The sequence below is a fragment of the Streptomyces sp. NPDC096105 genome, assembly GCF_044763335.1.
In the GTDB taxonomy this organism is placed as follows: Bacteria; Actinomycetota; Actinomycetes; order Streptomycetales; family Streptomycetaceae; genus Streptomyces.
Map to the genome: position 1 here is coordinate 96,258 of NZ_JBIWGC010000018.1, position 17,077 is coordinate 113,334.

Annotated in this window: 11 protein-coding genes; 9 read left to right on the top strand and 2 right to left on the bottom strand. The window is 71.7% G+C overall.

The window, feature by feature from the left end:
• The first annotated feature begins 11 nt into the window (after positions 1 to 11).
• The 5 genes from ACIQ8B_RS25035 (at position 12) to ACIQ8B_RS25055 (ending at position 8,487) form a co-directional block, all read left to right on the top strand.
• A complete protein-coding gene (locus tag ACIQ8B_RS25035) occupies positions 12 to 1,238 on the top strand; it encodes an aminotransferase class I/II-fold pyridoxal phosphate-dependent enzyme (RefSeq protein WP_403549778.1) in 1,227 nt (408 codons plus the stop codon).
• A 99-nt stretch (positions 1,239 to 1,337) separates the two neighbouring features.
• Positions 1,338 to 3,671: a HemK family protein methyltransferase gene (locus ACIQ8B_RS25040; RefSeq protein ID WP_403549780.1), complete on the top strand. Its 2,334-nt coding sequence runs from the start codon at positions 1,338 to 1,340 to the stop codon at positions 3,669 to 3,671.
• 42 nt (positions 3,672 to 3,713) lie between these two features.
• Positions 3,714 to 6,848 carry an amidohydrolase family protein gene (locus tag ACIQ8B_RS25045; RefSeq protein ID WP_403549782.1) on the top strand — a complete coding sequence of 1,045 codons (3,135 nt, stop codon included), beginning with the start codon at positions 3,714 to 3,716 and terminating at the stop codon, positions 6,846 to 6,848.
• Positions 6,849 to 6,979: 131 nt separating this feature from the next.
• Positions 6,980 to 7,543, top strand: coding sequence for a GNAT family N-acetyltransferase (locus ACIQ8B_RS25050; RefSeq protein WP_290003555.1), 564 nt, complete (start codon positions 6,980 to 6,982; stop codon positions 7,541 to 7,543).
• Positions 7,544 to 8,136: 593 nt separating this feature from the next.
• Positions 8,137 to 8,487, top strand: coding sequence for an IS3 family transposase (locus ACIQ8B_RS25055; RefSeq protein WP_403549784.1), 351 nt, complete (start codon positions 8,137 to 8,139; stop codon positions 8,485 to 8,487).
• Here ACIQ8B_RS25055 and ACIQ8B_RS25060 read toward each other — a convergent pair.
• Together ACIQ8B_RS25060 and ACIQ8B_RS25065 are read right to left on the bottom strand one after the other, a co-directional pair.
• Positions 8,475 to 9,116, bottom strand: coding sequence for a fascin domain-containing protein (locus ACIQ8B_RS25060; protein WP_403549786.1), 642 nt, complete (start codon positions 9,114 to 9,116; stop codon positions 8,475 to 8,477). The genes ACIQ8B_RS25055 and ACIQ8B_RS25060 overlap by 13 nt on opposite strands.
• 737 nt (positions 9,117 to 9,853) lie before the next feature.
• A complete protein-coding gene (locus tag ACIQ8B_RS25065; RefSeq protein ID WP_403549789.1) occupies positions 9,854 to 10,135 on the bottom strand; it encodes a transposase in 282 nt (93 codons plus the stop codon).
• Between the two features lie 678 nt (positions 10,136 to 10,813).
• Here ACIQ8B_RS25065 and ACIQ8B_RS25070 point away from each other — a divergent pair.
• From ACIQ8B_RS25070 to ACIQ8B_RS25085, 4 genes are all read left to right on the top strand, one after another.
• On the top strand, positions 10,814 to 12,064 hold the full coding sequence (locus ACIQ8B_RS25070) for an MFS transporter (protein WP_004993370.1): 1,251 nt from the start codon (positions 10,814 to 10,816) through the stop codon (positions 12,062 to 12,064).
• Entirely contained in the window at positions 12,061 to 13,890 is a 1,830-nt protein-coding gene (locus tag ACIQ8B_RS25075) for a prolyl oligopeptidase family serine peptidase (RefSeq protein WP_403549791.1), read from the top strand. The genes ACIQ8B_RS25070 and ACIQ8B_RS25075 overlap by 4 nt, the downstream gene beginning before the upstream one ends.
• Positions 13,891 to 14,198: 308 nt before the next feature.
• Positions 14,199 to 16,100 carry a RiPP maturation radical SAM C-methyltransferase gene (locus ACIQ8B_RS25080; RefSeq protein ID WP_403549794.1) on the top strand — a complete coding sequence of 634 codons (1,902 nt, stop codon included), beginning with the start codon at positions 14,199 to 14,201 and terminating at the stop codon, positions 16,098 to 16,100.
• A gap of 32 nt (positions 16,101 to 16,132) precedes the next feature.
• Complete coding sequence (locus tag ACIQ8B_RS25085) at positions 16,133 to 16,792, top strand: DUF5825 family protein (protein ID WP_290003545.1); 660 nt, start codon at positions 16,133 to 16,135, stop codon at positions 16,790 to 16,792.
• Positions 16,793 to 17,077: the final 285 nt, after the last annotated feature.

Consider the following 17,077-nt stretch of genomic DNA (forward strand, 5'->3'; position numbering starts at 1 on the left):
AGGAGGCCGTCATGAACGACCCCCAGCCCAACTGGATCACCCGCAGGTCGGCCGCGACCACCGACATGTACGACCGCGCCGTCCAGGCCGGGCTCACCGGGCACACCATCACCCGGCGGTCCGGCAAGAAGGTTCGCCTGGACGACGGCGACGAGTGCGTCGAGTTCGTCTCCTGCTCCTACCTGGGGCTGGAGGACCACCCCCGGCTGACGCAGGCGGTGCGCACCGCGCTCGACACCTACGGCACTCACTTCTCCTCCTCCCGCAACAGTGTCCAACCGGCGGAGGCACACACGCTGGAGGAGCTGCTCGGTGAGATCTACCCGGGCATGTCAGCCCTGGTCTTCAACTCCGTCAGCAGCGTCCACCTGGGCGTCCTGCCACTGCTCGGCGCGGGCGTGCTGCCGGGCTACCCCGTCGGCCCCGGCGGTGTCCTGTTCGTCATCGAACGCACCGCGCATGCCTCGATGCAGGCGCTGCGCGGCGTGCTGGAGCAGGTTGGCCCGGCCGTCCGGTTCCGGGAGGAAGAGCCCACGACGCTGACGGCGGCGATGGACCTCGCCCGCGAACAGGGACGCACCCCGGTCATCCTGGTCGACGGCATCGGCTCGATGGGCGGACTGATCGACGTGCGCTCGCTGGCGGACACGGCGGCCGAACTCGACGGTTACGTCTACATCGACGATGCACACGGCATCTCCATCAGCGGACCGGCGGGCGCGGGCTACGCGTTCGAGGCACTGGGCGGCCACGTCCCCCCCTCGGTACTGCTCGTCGGCTCGCTCTCCAAGGCGTTCGGCGGCTCCGGCGGCTTCCTGCTCACGCACGACCCGGCGGACGTGACGCTGCTGCGCCGCGAGGCGAACCCAATGGTGTTCGGCCACTCCAACATGGTCACCCACATGCTCGTGAACGCCGAGTCGGCGCGAATGCACCTGGACGGCACCGTCGCCGAGCTCCAGGACGCCCTGTGGGCCAACACGGAGCTGTTCGACAAGGTCAACAGCGGCAACCAGCTCGTCAACGCGGGCACCCGCTCGCCGGTGCGCGGCCTGGCGATGGACACCGAGGAGGCGGCCTTCGACAGCGCGGTCCGCTTGCGCCGGGCCGGCATCCTGTGCTTCCCGGTCTTCTACCCCGTCGTCGCGCAGGGCACCGGGCTGCTCCGCTTCGCCCTCTCCGCACGGCACACGCCCGAGCAGATCCAGGCCGTCGCGGACGTCCTCGCCGACCGCTGACGTACCGCTCCCCTCTCCTTCCCCCGGCCGGCCCGGCCCCGTCCTGGGCTCTTCCCGGCGCACCACCCCGACGTCCCTCCCAGAGAAGGAATGTGCTCGATGAACGACAGCTCCTCCCTCCCCACGGGCTTCGACGCGATCGTCGTCGGCAACGGCTCGCTGGGGACCTCCCTCGCCGTCGAACTCGCCGGTCGCGGCGGGTCCGTCGCGCTCGTCGGCGAACGGTCGCGGCCCTTCGCCGCCTCCGCCGCCGCCGGCGCGATGCTCGGCTGCTTCGGTGAGGTCACCTCCAGCTTGCTCGACAACGCCTACGGCCAGGCCAAGTTCGAGTTGGACCTGCGGGCCAAGGACGTCTGGCCGCAGTGGCTGGAGACCATTTCCGACGGCACGACGGACGCCCGGGACATCCTCACCGCCAAGGGCACCACCGTCATCCTCAACACCGTGGGCACCGGCCCCATCGACACCGACAACTACGAGGCCATCCGCGCCACGCTGGACAAGCACGGCGAGCCGTACGAGACCGTCGACCCCGAGGACATCGACTGGCTCGACCCCGACCCCAACTCCCGCCCGCTCAAGGCTCTCCACATACCCGGCGAGCACGCCGTGGACTCGGGCCGGCTGCTGCGCCGCCTGGAGGCCGCCGCCGTGCGCCGGGGCGTGACGCTGGTGGACGCCCACGCCACCTCCGTCACCCACGAGGGCGGGCGGGTCAGCGGGGTCGTGCTGGCCGACGGCCGCACCCTCACCGCCGACCAGGTCGTCCTGGCCAGTGGCGTCGGCGCGCAGGGCCTCATCGACTCGGTGCCCGGCCTCGGCGACTGCATCCCCCGGCTCGTCGCGGGCTACGGCGTGGCGGCCTCCGTCTCCACCCACGACGGCACGGCCCCCGAGTCGGTCATCCGCACCCCCAACCGCGCCTTCGCCTGCGGGCTGCACATCGTGCCGCGCGGCACGGCACGCGTCTACGTCGGCGCCACCAACATCATCAACCCCCGACCGCTGGCCGACCCCGTCATGCGGGACCTGCTGTTCCTGCTCGACTGCTCGCACCGGCAGATCCGCCGCAACCTGTGGTCCAGCAGCGTCGTCGGCGTCCACGTCGGCAACCGCCCCGTCTCGCTGGACGGCTTCCCGCTGCTCGGTGAGACCTCGCTGGCCGGGTTGTGGATGATGACCGGCACCTACCGCGACGGGCTGTTCCTCTCGCCGCTGCTGGCACAGGAGTTCGCGCGCCGGTTGCACGGCGACGCCCCGCAGCTGGACCTCGACGTCTTCACGCCCGAGCGTGCCCCGCTGGAGGGCGTCAGCCGCAAGTCGTCGATCGACACCACCGTCGAGCACATGCTGGCGACCGGGTACGAGCACCACTGGCACGTGCCCACCGACTGGCAGGAGTACCTCGCCGCCGACCTGCACCCCCTCTACACCGCCTGGGCCGACACCATCGACCCCGACTTCACCCCGCCGCCCGAGCTGATCGCCTCCTCCCGGCTGCACCCGAGGATGGTCGAGTGGATGCGCACCTACTACGCCAACTGCCGTGAGCGGTTCGGCGTCCCGGACCGCACCGGCGCCCCCTCGGTGCGCGGCCAGGTCGACTGGGCCCGGGAGGTCCTGACCACCGCCCGGGTGTGGACGCCGCAGCAGGACGCCACCGTGCTGGCCGCCGAGGTGCTCTCCACCGACCCCGACGGCCTCGACCTGGACGCGACGTTCACCCCCGAACAGGGGGACGCCTTCCGCGCCCTGGTCTCGCGTCGCGCCGACCGGGTGCCGCTGGAGTACCTGACCGGCCGCGCCCGCATCTTCGACCTGGAACTCACCATTAACGAGAAAGTGTTCGTCCCCCGCGTCCACTCCGAGGCGATGGTCACCGAGGCACTGGGCATTGTCCCTGCCGGACCGGCGCGGATGGTCGACCTGTGCACCGGCTCGGGCGCCATCGCCCTGGCCCTCGGCGCCCGTCACCCCGGCGCCGTTGTCACCGGGGTCGACCTGTCCGCGGACGCCGTCGCCTGCGCCGGAGAGAACGCCCGCCGCCTGGCCGACCGCGTCGGGGCCGTGGACTTCCGCCAGGGCGATGTGGCCGACCCTGCCCTCCTGGCCGAGCTGGACGGCACCGTCGACCTCGTCACGGCCAACCCGCCCTACGTGCCGGATCGGCTGGTCATCCCGGCCGAGTGGTCCGTCCACCAGCCGGCGGAGGCGATCTACTCCGGCTGGGACGGGCTGACCGTGCCGCGCGCGGTGGTCGCCACCGCCGCCCGCCTCCTCAAGGACGGCGGTGTCCTCGCCATGGAGCACTACGACGCGATCGTCGACGAGATCGTGGAGCTGGTGCGGTCCGCCGGTTTCGAATCCGTCACCAGCCACGTCGACCACGACGGCTTCCCCCGCTACGTCATCGCGCGCCGCGCCGCCCGTTGACGGGACGAGGACGGCGGGAACGGGAGACCAGGAACACCGCACATGGAACTCACCAGACGCACGATGCTCATCAGCGGTGTCGCCCTGGGAGGTGTGGCCGCCATGTCCGGCGGCCACACCGGCCCGGCACACGCCGCCGAACCGGCCGACCTCGCCGGAACCGACCAACTTACCGCCGCACCGCGGGCAGCGGCCGCCGACGGCGGGATCACCATCGACCAGGCCGTCAACGTGGCCCTCACCTGCGACCCGGCCACCGGGCGGATCGTCCACGACGCGGTCAACGTGCTGTGGCTCGTGCCGCCGTCCGGCGGTGCGGCCCGGCGGCTCACCGACGACGTGGAGGACGCCACCTGGCCGTCGTTCTTCCCCGGCGGCGCCCGGGTCGCCTTCCAGTCCTTCCGCCGCGGCACCTACGACCTGTGCGCCGTCGACCTCGCCACCGGCACCGTCGAACGCATCACCCGCGGCCCGCAGTACGACATCGAACCCGCCGTCTCCCCCGACGGGCGCCGCATCGCCTACGTCTCGGAGGACGATGGCACGAGCGTCCTGCGCTGCCTCGACCTGGTTACCGGCCGCACCCGCACACTCGCCGGCACCGGCGACGGCCGCTCCTACCGCTCACCCACCTGGCATCCCGGCGGCCGGTCGCTGGCCTACGTCGTGGGGGAGACCGAGGTGGAGACCCTTCGCCTGGCCGACGGGCGACGCACCCTGGCCTACACGGCCCCCGCCGGGCAGGTGGTGCGCGGCACCTCCTACAGCCCCGGAGGGGCGCTCGCTCACGTCCTCGTCGACGGGCCACGAGCCCGACTCTACGTCGAAGGACGGCCGGTCAGCGCCCCCACGGAGGAGCCCGGTCCCTTCCCCGTGGCGTGGCTCTCGGCGACCGAACTCGTCCACGGCGGCGCGGACGGGCTGCTGCGCCGCCGCACCACCGTCGGACCGGCGGCCACGGACGCCTCCACGGTGATCCCGTTCATGGCGCTGCTCTCCGCCCCCGGCGCCCGGCCTGTCAACCGGCGGCCGGTGGTGCTGCCCGACAGCGCCCCGGTGCGTGGCATCGCCGGGCCCGTCCTGTCACCCGACGCCTCGGCGGTCTGCTTCCGCGCCCTGGGCGCCCTGTGGTTGTTGCCGTTCGGCGGCACCGCCCGCCAGCTCACCGACGACGGCGACTGCCGTGACCCGCACTGGTTTCCCGACGGCCGCGCGATCGTCCACTCCAGCGACCGCACCGGCGTCCCCCAGCTCTGGTGGCACCCCCTGGACGGCGGGCCCCCCAAGCAGCTCACCGACCGGCCCGGCGGGGCACTGCTGCCCAGCGTCTCGCCCTCCGGGCGGCAGATCGCCTTCCAGGACGAGGCGGGGGCGCTGCACGTCCTCGACCTCGACGACGGGACGAGCCGGGAGGTCCTGCCCGTTCAGGACCACGCGGGCAAGGCGTCATGGTCCCCCGATGGCACCCGGCTCTCCCTCGCCGTCCTGGTGCCCGCCTCCGAGCGGGAGACCGCCGGGTTCAACCGGGTGCTGACCGTCGAGACCGCCACGGGCCGCACCACCGTCCAGGCCATCGCACCCGGCCGCTCCGTCGGCACCCGCGGCGACGACGGCCCGGTGTGGGCGCCCGACGGCACGTCGCTGCTCGTGGTCGCCGAGAGCCTGGTGCACCGGGTCCCCGTCCGGCCGGACGGGCGGGTCAGCGGCAGGCCGCGGCGGCTGAGCGATCGGATCGCGGACGCCATCTCCGTCTCAGCCGACGGCCACATCCTCTTCCTCTCCCTGGGGGAGTTCGTTCTGCTGCCGCCGGACCGCCCCGGTCGCACCACCCGGCCCGCCCGGCACGGCTCCGGCCTCACGTGCCGCGCCCGGCCGGCGCCGCCGCGCACCGTCGTGCGCGCCGGGGCGCTGTGGGACGGCACGGGGGAGGAGTACCGGCGCGACGTCGACATCACGGTCGAGGAGGGCGTCATCACCTCCGTCGTCCCCGTGCGGGGCGACGCCCCCGCGCCCACCGTGGACGCCTCCGACCGCACGGTCCTGCCCGGCCTCATCGACGTCCACAACCACTGGCACCTGCGCGGACGGCAGTGGGCCGGGCGGCAGGGACCGCTGTGGCTGGCGTACGGGGTGACGACGAGCCGTTCCACCGGCGACCCCGTCTACCGCATGCTGGAGACCCGCGAGGCGCTGCACTCCGGGGCTATGCCCGGCCCGCGCTACCTGGGGTCCGGCGAACCGCTCGACGGCACCCGGGTCCGCTTCGGCTTCATGCGCCCGGTGCACTCCCGCGCCCAACTCCACCGGGAGCTGCGTCGGGCCGAGGAGCTGGGGTACCACGTCCTGAAGTCCTACCAGCGGCTGCCGGTGGAGCTGGAGCGCGTCTCGCTCAGACGGATGCGCCGGGCCGGGACGCAGGTCGTGTCCCACTACCTGTACCCGGCTGTCGGCACCGGTCTCAACGGCATGGAGCACACCGGCGGCGAGAACCGGCTGGGCTACTCCCGCACCCTCAGCTACGCCGCTGGGCGCACCGCCGAGGACACGGTGACGCTGCTCGTCCGCTCCGGCATGTACGTGTCGACCACGCTCCTGTTCGCGCACGAGCTGTATCTGGACAGCCGTGACCTCATTGAGGACCCGCGCACCCGGATCCTCTTCCCCTCGTGGGAGTACGCAGCCCTGCTCGCCCGCGCCGAGGCCGCTGCAGGCCCCGGCTCAGAGCTGGACCGCGCCTGGACGGAAGGGGATGTGGATCTGCTGCTGCGGGTGCAACGCGCGGGCGGCCTGGTCGTCGCCGGGACCGACGCCCCGCTGGACTTCGTCGGCATCAGTATCCACCAGAACCTACGAGCTCTGGTCCGGCACGGCTTCACCCCGGTCGAGGCGCTGCGGACGGCGACCACCAACGCGGCCGAGGCACTGGGCGCCGCCGGAACCCTCGGCGTCATCCGGCCCGGTGCCCGCGCCGACCTGCTGGTCGTCGACGGCGACCCGCTGCGGGACATCGCGGCGGCGGCGCGGGTCGAGCAGGTCCTCGTCGACGGACACCACCACACCGTCCGGGAGTTGCTGGCCCCCTACGCAGGCTTGCCCCGGGAACCCGCCCCGACCACCGCCCCCAAGGCCCGCCCGGTGGCCGGATGCTGTCGCTCCCGGCCCGCCACCCCGCGCTGACGTGATCGACTGGTGTCGGCAGCCGCGCGGCTCGCACGGCCACTGCGTACCGCCGTCGGACCCGGGCCGCGCCCGGCCCGCCACACCTTCGACCGACCGACTGACACCCCTCGACACATCAAGGACAGCCGATGTTCGAACTCGTTGAGCCCATCAAGACCCAGCGCCTCGTCCTGCGGCCGTTCACGGCCCGGGACGAGGAGGACATGCTGGAGTTCGAGTCCCGGGAGGATGTGGCCCGTTACCTCTTCAACGAACCCCGCACCCGCGAGGACAACGCCGCCGAACTCGCCACCCGCATCACCCAGACCGCCCTGCGGAAGGAGAAGGACACCCTCATGACCGCCGTCGAGCTCGACGGCAAGGTCATCGGCTACGTCCTGCTCATCTGGCTGAGCGAGGAGCACCAGCAGGGCGAGTTCGGCTACGTGCTGCACCCCGACTACCACGGCAAGGGCTACGCCAGCGAGGCCGCCGTCGAAATGCTGCGCATCGGCTTCGAGAAGCTGAACCTGCACCGCATCATCGGCCGTTGCGACCCCCGCAACGGCGACTCCGCCAGGCTCATGGAGCGGCTGGGGCTCCGTAAGGAGGCGCACTTCGTCGAGTCGGAGATCTTCAAGGGCGAGTGGGGCGGCGAACTGCACTACGCGATGCTGGCCTCGGAGTGGCGCGCCATGCACGGCGCGAACTGACCCGGTCCGCCGGGAGCGGCCGCGTGCCGCCCTGCCGCCCTGGCCGCCGGAAGACGGCCCGGGCGGCTTCGCCGTCACGCCGCCCCGGCAACGGCACACTGAGCTTCTTCGAGTTGGGCCCCGATCAGGTGACGCCCGCCAAGCCCAACGAGCGAGGCCCCCGGGCAGTTGATCGAGATGTCTGACGTCTCAACCACACTGCTCAGGGGCCTCGTTGGTCATCTGTCCTGCCGCATGCGCTCGTGGAGTGGGTCACCGTGCTCATCGTCACCCGTGAGGGCGGCCGGCGCTGACTGTCGGTACGTCGTCGAACAGGAGCACTGTGACCATGAGGTTCCTCCTCTGAGCTGGACAGCCTGATGCCGGGACGACGGGCCCCGGAGGAAGCAGTTCCAGGTAGTGGGCAAGAAGAGCAGTACGAGCAAGCGGTACACGGCCGACCACCACCGGGCCGGCCTCGTCGCCGACACCCTGCGATGGCCGCCGGCCGGGGTGTCCTGAGGGAGGGCCGTATCACACACTCGGAGCGCGGAGCGGAGTACACCTCACGTGAATACCGCGCCGTCACGAAGGAGTCGGGGCTGCGGCGGAGTATGGGCAGAACGGGCTCCTGCTGTGATAACGCCGGGGCTGAGAGCTTTTTCGGCCTCCTGGAGGCAGAGATCGGGACCACCGTCTGGGAGTCCTACGACCAGGCCCGTGCCGATGCCTTCCACTTCATCGAGGTCGGGTACAACCGCACCCGCCTGCGGAAACACCCCGTCTGCGGATACGTCACCCCGGTCGAAACCCGGGCCCTGACGGCACAAGCTCTCACCCCGCAGCGTAACCACTCGCTGTCCATGCTCAGGAGGGAACTTCACCATGACGACGTCCCTGCCCTGGGAACAGGTGCCCTGGCGGGCAGGGACGTTCGAGACCTGCAGGCCGGTCAGATCGTGTAGAGGTTGAACTCTTCCCACGAGCCGGAGACGTCGGTCGAGCGGGCGCGCAGGGCGTACTGGAGCGTGCCGGCGTAGCTGTTCTCCATGGCGACGAACAGACCGTTCAGCTCGGACTGGATGGCGAAGCGGTCCAGCGTCTCGTTGTAGTAGAGGACGAACCGCTCCCAGCCGGCCGCGCTCGTGGAACGGGCACGCAGCAGGTTCTGCGAGGCGCCGGTGTAGTTCTTCTCGACGGCCACGTAGAGGCCGTTGGCCTGGGACTTCATGGCGAAGGTGCTCTCCTCCCCGATCCATTCGAAGGTGAAGCCCTCCCAGGAGCCGCCGTAGACGTCGGAACGGGCGCGCAGGGCACCGGTGTTCGGGGCGGCGTACGTCTTCTCGGTGGAGACGAACTTGTTGTTCCTGGCCGATTCCACGGCCAGCGCGGTGGGCTCCGGGGCGGCGGCTGCGCGCGCGGTCTGCGCGTCACCCGACTTCTCGGCTATCCGCGCCAGTTCGGCGGCGTCGTCGATCTTCTCCCAGCCGGCCGGCATCGCGGCCGGGGCGACCTGCGGGGTGGCCCCCACGGCGGGCGCGCCCAGCGCCGATGTCGCCGCCAGGGCGCTGAGGGACAGAAGGACAGTGGTCATGCGTCGCATAGTTGGGTCCCCACCATTCGTGAAAAAGGACGTGGCGCGGCGGCCATCGCTCCCGCCTGCCGCTCCCGCCCATGACAACCGCTGCCAAGCCCCTCCCCGGGGCGGCGGCTACGTCAGAGTAACGGGCGTGACGCAAATGACGACAGGGATTAATGAGTTCACGACCAGGGCCTTTACGGAAAACATGCGGCATTCCCTATTCCTCAACCCTCCGTTAACGTGCATAAAATGCGATGTTTTCGGTCGCCTCCGGAACCGGGCTGTGCGGTGTCCGGGGCCTTCCGGCATTCCCCTCGATGCAGCTGGTGCAGCCGCACGTCTGTCCCGCGTTCCGCCGTCTCGACGTGGGTGATCCGCGTGAACCGCACCAGCTCGTACTTCGGGACCAGGGCGGAGCCGGGGCGCCGCGGGAACACCGTGCGGGCGATGAGCAGGACATCGCCAGGTGCAATGAGCGCCATGCCGTGCAGCCGGTTCCACGTGCTGCCCCACTGACGTTTTCGTCAGTTGTGCGAGTGTGGCGGACTCGTCGGCGGGAGCCTGTTGTCGCGTCTTTCAAGCTGCCGTGTGCTGTCTCTGAGTCTGTCGTTCCCCCTTTGACGCGGCCGCGGTCGACCGATTGACGTGCGCCCGTACCCACTCGGCGGGGTGTGGCTCCCGAAACGCTGTAGGAGACATGGAACTTCCTGCTGATGAGCGTGGTTACCGACCTTCAAAGCGTGGTGTCGTCATGGTGGCTTGCGTGGGAGGCCCGTGCCGGTGAGGCAGCCGTCGAGGACGTCGGGGCGGTACGGGAGTCGGCGTAGACCGCGTCGGATCGCGGTGGTCAGGTCGTCGGGGTCGGCGAAGGCGCGACTGGCCGTGGCGGTGCGCCGCAGCACGGACCAGATGCCCTCGACCGGGTTGGGGTCGGGTGCATGGGGCGGCAGCTGGAAGACGGTGAGCCAGTCGCGGTCGCTGTTCCCCTGCGTCCGCCGACCGGAGCGGCATCGGCCGGCTTCGACGCTCACCCAGCTCGTCCTGACCGAGATCGGCGAACCGGACGACGCCGAGCGGCCTGGGCGATCAACGAGCCCGCCTCGTCCTGCGTCCCGGGCGACCTTCTCCGCAGCCTTCACCCGTGACTCCTCGGGCACCGCTGCCGTTCGACGGTCAGCCCGCCCTTCGACCGCCCGTGCTCCGCGCTGCCGCACCGCGGACGGAGACGAGGGCCCGCCGTGCGCGGTCAGGACCGGGCGGGCAACCGGAAGGGGACCGCGGTACTCCACGGGGCGGGCGGCTCCGAGTCCGCCGCGGCCCCCGCGTCCGGCGGCGGCCCCGGGGCCGCGGCGGCGGGGGAGCGTCCGGCCAGGCGGGATCACCCTCCGGGCGGAGGACGCGGCGACTGGCCGCGTCCGCCGCCCGACACCGAGGGCTGCGGCGCACGTTGCGCGTTTCCCGCCGTTCCGGAATCGACGGCTGTGCGAGATGGCGTGGCACCAAAGCGGACCGTCCGCCGTGCCGGGGCGAGCCATTTCTTGATCGAAAATGTCATTTCAGGGACGGTATTGTGCGCCGTGAATCCCTTCGCTACGATCGCACCCTCACCGGCCGTAAGTCCGCTCATTGCAGGGGGGCAATGTGGGTGCGTCAGCGTCAGAATTACTCCCCGAGCGGGATGACTGATGGGCGATGCCGAACGGAATTTAATGCCTTCCGGCCCTGAATTAGCGGAAGGCGAGCGATTATCAAAAGGCTCGCCTTCTTCTCCTTTCCGAAGACGGGATTACTCCCTCTTCTGGGTGGCGGGCGCCGTCGACGGTCTCGGGACCTGTGCGTCCGCCCTCTTCCTTCCGCTGATCCTCCTGGGCGCCGGGTACTCCTCCGGGCTCGCCGGCCTCGTCGCCTCGGTGGCACTGGTCAGCGGGCTCGTCGTCTCGCCGGTCGCGGGCGTGTTCGCCGACCGGCTGCCGCGCAAGCCGATGATGTACACGGCGGCCCTGGTCGCCGCGGGCGCCATGGGCTCGGTGTTCGTGACCGTGGCACTCGGCCATGTCGTCCTCCTCCACGTACTCGTCGCGGCCGTCGTCGAGCAGGCGGCCAGCGCCACCTACGGGGCGGCCGCCTCCGGTACGATCCGGCGGCTCGTGCCCCCCGAGGAGTACCCCCGGGCGATCGGGTACCTCCAGGCACGGGACCAGGCGGTCCAGATCGTCGGCCCGACGCTGGGCGGGGTCCTCTACCAGGCGGCGCGGTGGGTGCCGCTGCTCGCGGACGCCGTGTCGTTCCTGCTGGTGGCCGTGTTGAGCAGGGCGATCCGCGCGGACCTGACGCCCGTACGGGAGACGACCGCCCCGTCCTTCGCCCGTGAGCTGGCCGACGGCCTGCGCTTCGTGTGGGCGCACCCCTTCCTGCGCTTCGTGGTCGTGTGGACGGCCGGGGTCAACGCCCTGCTGGGAGCGCTGTACTTCCACGCCGTCTTCGCCTCGCACGCCGAGGGCGCCAGCCCCTCCTCGATCGGTCTCATCCTCACCCTCGCGGGCGTCGGCGGGCTGCTGGGCGCGCTCGCCGCACCCTGGCTGGTGCGGCGGGTGGCGGCTCCCCGGATCGTCACGGGCGCCTCGTGGGTCATGGTGCCGACGGCGGCCGGGCTCGCGTACGCCTCCCAGACCTGGGCCTACGGGCTGCTGCTGAGCGGGGTGTCGCTGATCGTGCCGTCGGTGGCGGTCGTGCTCCAGACCCGGGCGGTGCTGGTGACCCCCGACGGTCTGCTGGCCCGGATGGGCACGGTGCTGGGCACCGCCGGCCAGGGCGTCGCCGCGCTCGCCCCGGTGCTGGCCGGGGTCCTGGTGGCCGCGTACGGCGGCCGCACGGTCGCGTGGGGCTGCGCCGGGGCCTTCGCCGCGCTGGCCCTGTACGCGACGGCCAGATCCGCTCTCGTCGTCCGGGAGGTGCCGTGACGGCGTTCTCCCCGCGGACGGTCACGCGCGGCTACGGCGTCTACCGCCCGGTGCTGCCGGTGACCAGTCCCCGCAACCCGGACCGGATGGTGTACACGGGGGACGCCGACGGCCGGTGCGAGATCTTCACCTGGGACCGGTCCAGCGGCGGCGGACGGCAGTTGACCGACCGTCCCCACGGCACGCTGCTGTGCGCCATCGACGGCGACGAGGCCGTGTGGTGGTTCGACGAGGACCGCAGCGGCAACGGCGGCTGGCGCACCCAGGACTTCGACGGCGGCCCGGACCGCCCGGCGCTGCTCGACGTGCCCTGCGGGCGGCCCGCCGGGCTGGCGCTGACGGAACGGGGCACGGTGGCCGTCGGCATCCGCGGGAGCGAGGGATTCAGCGTGCACCTGGGGCGGCGCGGCGGCCGGGGCACACCCGTCCTGCGCACGACGAACTCCGCTGCCCTGTGCGATCTGGCGCCGGACGGCGGCCTGCTGGCGGTGACCGGCCCCGCGCACTCGGCCCGCGCCGTGACGCTGCTGACCCCGGACGGGAGCACCGCCGCGGTGCTCTCCGGCACCCGGGAACGCACCTGGGCGCTCGGCTTCGCGCCCGCGCCCACCCCGCCCCCGGGCCCCCGGGGCACGTCCGGCCATACGCTGCTGCTGGTCATGCGCGAGCGGGCCGGCCGCTACCACCTCGGTGTCTGGAGCCCCGGCGCCGGACTGGAACTGCTGCCCTGGTGCTCCTTCGACACCGAGACGACCGCCCGCTGGTACCCCGGCCCAGGCAGCGCGCGGGTCCTGCTGCGACAGGACCGGCACGGCCGCAGCCGGTTGTTCACCGCGGACCTGGAGCGCGGCGAGCTGACCCCCGTGCCCACCCCCGAGGGAAGCATCCTGGCCGCGTCACCCACCGCCGGTGGCGACGTGCACTACATCTGGACCGACGCGGTGACCGTGCCCCGCGCGATGTCCCTGTCGGGTGCGCCGCTGCCCGGACAGAGCCAGTGGAGCGTCCCCCGTTTCGGTCACCGCCGGGACCTGTGGACGCCGGGACCCGACGGCCCCGTGCACACCTTCGTCACCACACCCGCGGACCGCCCCGGACCCCACCCGCTGGTCCTCCTCGTCCACGGCGGCCCGGCCGACCACGACCGCGACGCCTACGACCCCATGGTGCAGGCCCTGGTCGGCTCGGGCCTCGCCGTGGCCCGCGTCAACTACCGGGGGTCGACCGGCTACGGGCCGCGCTGGCGCTCCGCGTACTCCGAGGGCGTCGGCCACACCCAGGTCGCCGACCTGGTGCGGGTCCGGGCCGACCTGCTGGAACGGGGCATCGGCCGCCCGGGCGCCGTGGGCCTGTGCGGCACGTCGTGGGGCGGCTATCTGACCCTGCTGGCGATGGGAACCCGCCCCGACCTGTGGGATGTCGGGGTGGCCGTCAAACCACTCGCCGACTGCGCCACCGCCTTCCGGCACTCCACGCCCGCCCTCCAGGCGCTGGACACCTCGCTGTTCGGCGGCACTCCCGACGAGGCGCCGGGCGCCTACGCCCACGCCTCCCCGTCCTCGTACGCCGCCGCCATCCGCTCCCCGCTGCTGGTCGTCGCCGCGCGCCGGGACGCCAAGTGCCCGCCGGAGCAGATCGAGGCGTACCTGGCCGTGCTGCGTGCGGGAGGTGTCCCGCACGAGGTGATGTGGCTGGACTCGGGCCACGACGGCTACGACGGAGCCGACCACCTGGCCGTCATACGACGGTCCCTCGCGTTTCTCGGCGGCGGGCTGCCTTCCGGGCCCGATCAGGCCGAGCCGCCACCACCCCCGGGGAGGAGGTGAACACCATGCAGAAGGACATCATCCACGGCGACCCGCTCGACGGCGACGAGGAGAGCCGCAAGCCGGGCGTCGGCGTCGTCGTCTACTTCCGCTCCGCGGAGGAGATGGAGGACGAGGACCAGTAGCGCCGAGGGGCCGGTCCCGCCACCGTGCGCGGCCGACCCCGTCCGGAGGGCACCGGCCGGACTCCCCGGCCGGTGCCCCGTCACGGAGGTCGTCAGGCGCCCCGCCCGGCGCCTGACGACTTCCCGGCCGACGCCCGGCCGACCCGTCATGCCGTGCACTGATCACATGAGAAGAGGCGAGCCGTGCGCGTACTCCTGGTGAACATGCCCTGGGCCCCGATCGATCTCCCGTCGCTGGCTCTCGGAATTCTCAAGCGCAGCGTCGACGAGCGCGTACCGAACAGCACAGCGGACGTTCTGCACGCGAACATCGAATACGTGGACTGGATCACCAAGAACACGGAATTCACTTTGGAGGACTACTCCTACTACGCGCTCGGATCGTATTTCCTGGGCTGCGGCGACTGGGTCTTCTCCTCCGCTCTCTACGACGATCCCGAATGGCGCGTCGCCGAGTTCACCGCGGCGATGGCCAACCGGGTGCCCGGGGCCCGGATGGAGATGACACAGGCCCTGCACGTCACCGCACCCGACTTCGTCCGGCACATAGCGGAACGCATCGTGGAACTCGCCCCGGACGTGGTCGGGTTCACCTCGACGTTCCAGCAGAACACCGCCGCCCTGGCCGCCGCCAGATACGTCAAGCGGCTCGCCCCGCACATCGTGACGGCCATGGGCGGCGCCAACTGCGACGGCAAGCAGGGCGAGGCCGTCCACCGCAACTTCCCCTTCGTGGACCACGTGCTGCGCGGCGAGGGCGAGGTGTCGTTCCCCGCGCTGATCAGGGCCCTGGACGCGGGCGAGCCCCTGTCCGAGGTCCCCGGGCTGTGCTGGCGTGACACGGACGGCACCTCCGTGGTGAACGCCATGAGCACCAAGCCGCTGCCGCCCGCCGCGATCCTGCCGCCGGACTACTCGGGGTACTTCGAGCGGCTCGCCTCGTCCCACGCCCGGAACTGGGTCGAGCCCAAGCTGGTCGTCGAGGGGGCGCGCGGCTGCTGGTGGGGCGAGAAGCACCACTGCACCTTCTGCGGGCTGAACGGCTCGTTCATGGAGTTCCGCAGCAAGAGCCCCGACGTGTTCTACGACGAGATCATGGACCTGGCGCGCAGGCACCGGGTCCTGGACATGTACGTCGTGGACAACATCCTGGACATGGGGTACGTGAAGTCGGTGCTGCCCCGCATCATCGACAGCGGTTACGACCTGCGCATGCACATCGAGATCAAGTCCAACATGCGGCGCGGACAGCTCCAGACCCTGGCGGACGCGGGCCTGATCTTCGTCCAGCCCGGCATCGAGAGTCTCAACAGCCGGGTGCTGACCCTGATGGACAAGGGCGTGACCGGCGGCCAGAACGTGCGGATGCTCCGTGACGCCGCCACCGTGGGCCTCTCGGTCGCCTGGAACTACCTGCACGGCTTCCCGGGCGAGGACGCCGAGGACTACGACGACGTGGTGGACCAACTGGCCGCGCTGGAACACCTGAACCCGCCCGTCGGCCCGTCCTCCCGGATCGCGATCGAGCGGTTCAGCCCGTACTTCGACAACCCCGGGCTCGGCTTCTCCGAGCTGCGCCCCGCCGAACCGTACCGGCTCACCTACGACCTCCCCGACGAGGAGATGTTCGACCTGGCGTACGTCTTCGACGTACCGCCCCGGGGGATCGGCGAGGACGTCGTCGAACGGCTCGACGCGGGCATCGCGCGCTGGAAACGGAACTACGCCGGCAGCCGCCTCACCCACTGCGACCTGGAGGACCGGATCGTCCTGGTCAGCAGGCGCCGGGCCTTCGACTGGACCCGCCTGGAACTGACCGACCCGCGCGAACTGGCCTTGTTCCGGCTGCTCGACCAGCCGCACACGGTGAAAGCGGCCGCGCGCAAGCTGGACGCGGACCACCCCGTCGGCGAGGCCGACCTGCTCCGGGTCCTGAAGCGGTGGCGGGAGCTGGGCGTCGTGTTCGAGGACAGCGGGCAGTTCGTGCAGATCGCGCCGCCCGCCCTGAACGAGGAGTTTCTGCGGATCGACCACATGCGGCACACCGCCGCCCGCGAGGCCGAACTCGCCCCGACGACCGCCTGACGACCGCGCCACCGCCCGACCGAGGGACGACGATGACTCCTGCTCTCACCGCCACCGCCCCCTTCACCGTGACCGCCTCACGGGACTACGACCCCGAGGTGGGCTCCCTGCCCGCCATGTCCCTGGGCCGCTACGAGATCGACATGTCCGGCGGCGAGGCCGCCCGGCGGCTGTTCGCCGCCGGGGCCCGGCACGTCACCCTGCCCCGCCCCGTGGACCTGACGGATGCCGCCGACGCGGCCTGGACGGTCAGAGCGCTGAGCTTCGTGGGCGACCTGACCAGCCTGGCCGTCTCGGTCGACTGGCAGCTCCGCACCGGCCCGGACCCCGACGCCTGGCGCCACTTCTGCCACCTCCACCCGCCGACCGCCGTCCTCGGCACCGCGGACCCGGTCGCGACGGCGCTCGCCTGGCGCACCACGTACTACATCTGCAAATGCATCTTCCGTTACGGCCCCGGCTTCATCCAGGTCCGCGACCGGCGCTACGGCGAGCTGCGCCGCTTCACCATCGACGAACCGGAGTACCACGAGGCCGTGGCGGCCCTCGCCGACGGCGCGCCCGCCGACGCGATCCCGGGGCCCGTCCTGGACGACCTCGTCTCCGAGCACCTCGTCCTGCGCTTCGGCGACCATCTGTGGTGGGCACCGTACCGAGTCCGCCGCTGGTCGGAGGCACCGCTGGTGATCTGAGCGCACGGCCGTGATCGTGCGTCAGCAGCGTGCTGAGGACAGACCTGATGACAAACGGTGGACATGACGCGCGAGATGTCCCTCTCGGCAGCCCGGTCGGCGTCGACAACGCTCGTGATCAGTGCACCGGGTGTGTGGTTCCGCTCCGGACGGGCGCGGGCGCCGGACGCCCGTGAGCGCGTCCTCGCCGTCCGTGCGACGGCGCTGTCACGTTGTTGGGTGGGTAGGTGACTGATGGTGCGTCGTGGTGTGGTGGAGCCCGGTTCCGGGTTGTGCTCAGGCCGT

What these genes read in the sequence shown, in the direction of transcription:
- ACIQ8B_RS25070 (WP_004993370.1), top strand. Translation starts at nt 10,814, where the DNA reads ATGCCTTCCGGCCCTGAATTAGCGGAAGGCGAGCGATTATCAAAAGGC.
- ACIQ8B_RS25055 (WP_403549784.1), top strand. Translation starts at nt 8,137, where the DNA reads ATGGGCAGAACGGGCTCCTGCTGTGATAACGCCGGGGCTGAGAGCTTT.
- ACIQ8B_RS25040 (WP_403549780.1), top strand. Translation starts at nt 1,338, where the DNA reads ATGAACGACAGCTCCTCCCTCCCCACGGGCTTCGACGCGATCGTCGTC.
- ACIQ8B_RS25035 (WP_403549778.1), top strand. Translation starts at nt 12, where the DNA reads ATGAACGACCCCCAGCCCAACTGGATCACCCGCAGGTCGGCCGCGACC.
- ACIQ8B_RS25060 (WP_403549786.1), bottom strand. Translation starts at nt 9,116, where the DNA reads ATGACCACTGTCCTTCTGTCCCTCAGCGCCCTGGCGGCGACATCGGCG.
- ACIQ8B_RS25045 (WP_403549782.1), top strand. Translation starts at nt 3,714, where the DNA reads ATGGAACTCACCAGACGCACGATGCTCATCAGCGGTGTCGCCCTGGGA.
- ACIQ8B_RS25050 (WP_290003555.1), top strand. Translation starts at nt 6,980, where the DNA reads ATGTTCGAACTCGTTGAGCCCATCAAGACCCAGCGCCTCGTCCTGCGG.
- ACIQ8B_RS25085 (WP_290003545.1), top strand. Translation starts at nt 16,133, where the DNA reads ATGACTCCTGCTCTCACCGCCACCGCCCCCTTCACCGTGACCGCCTCA.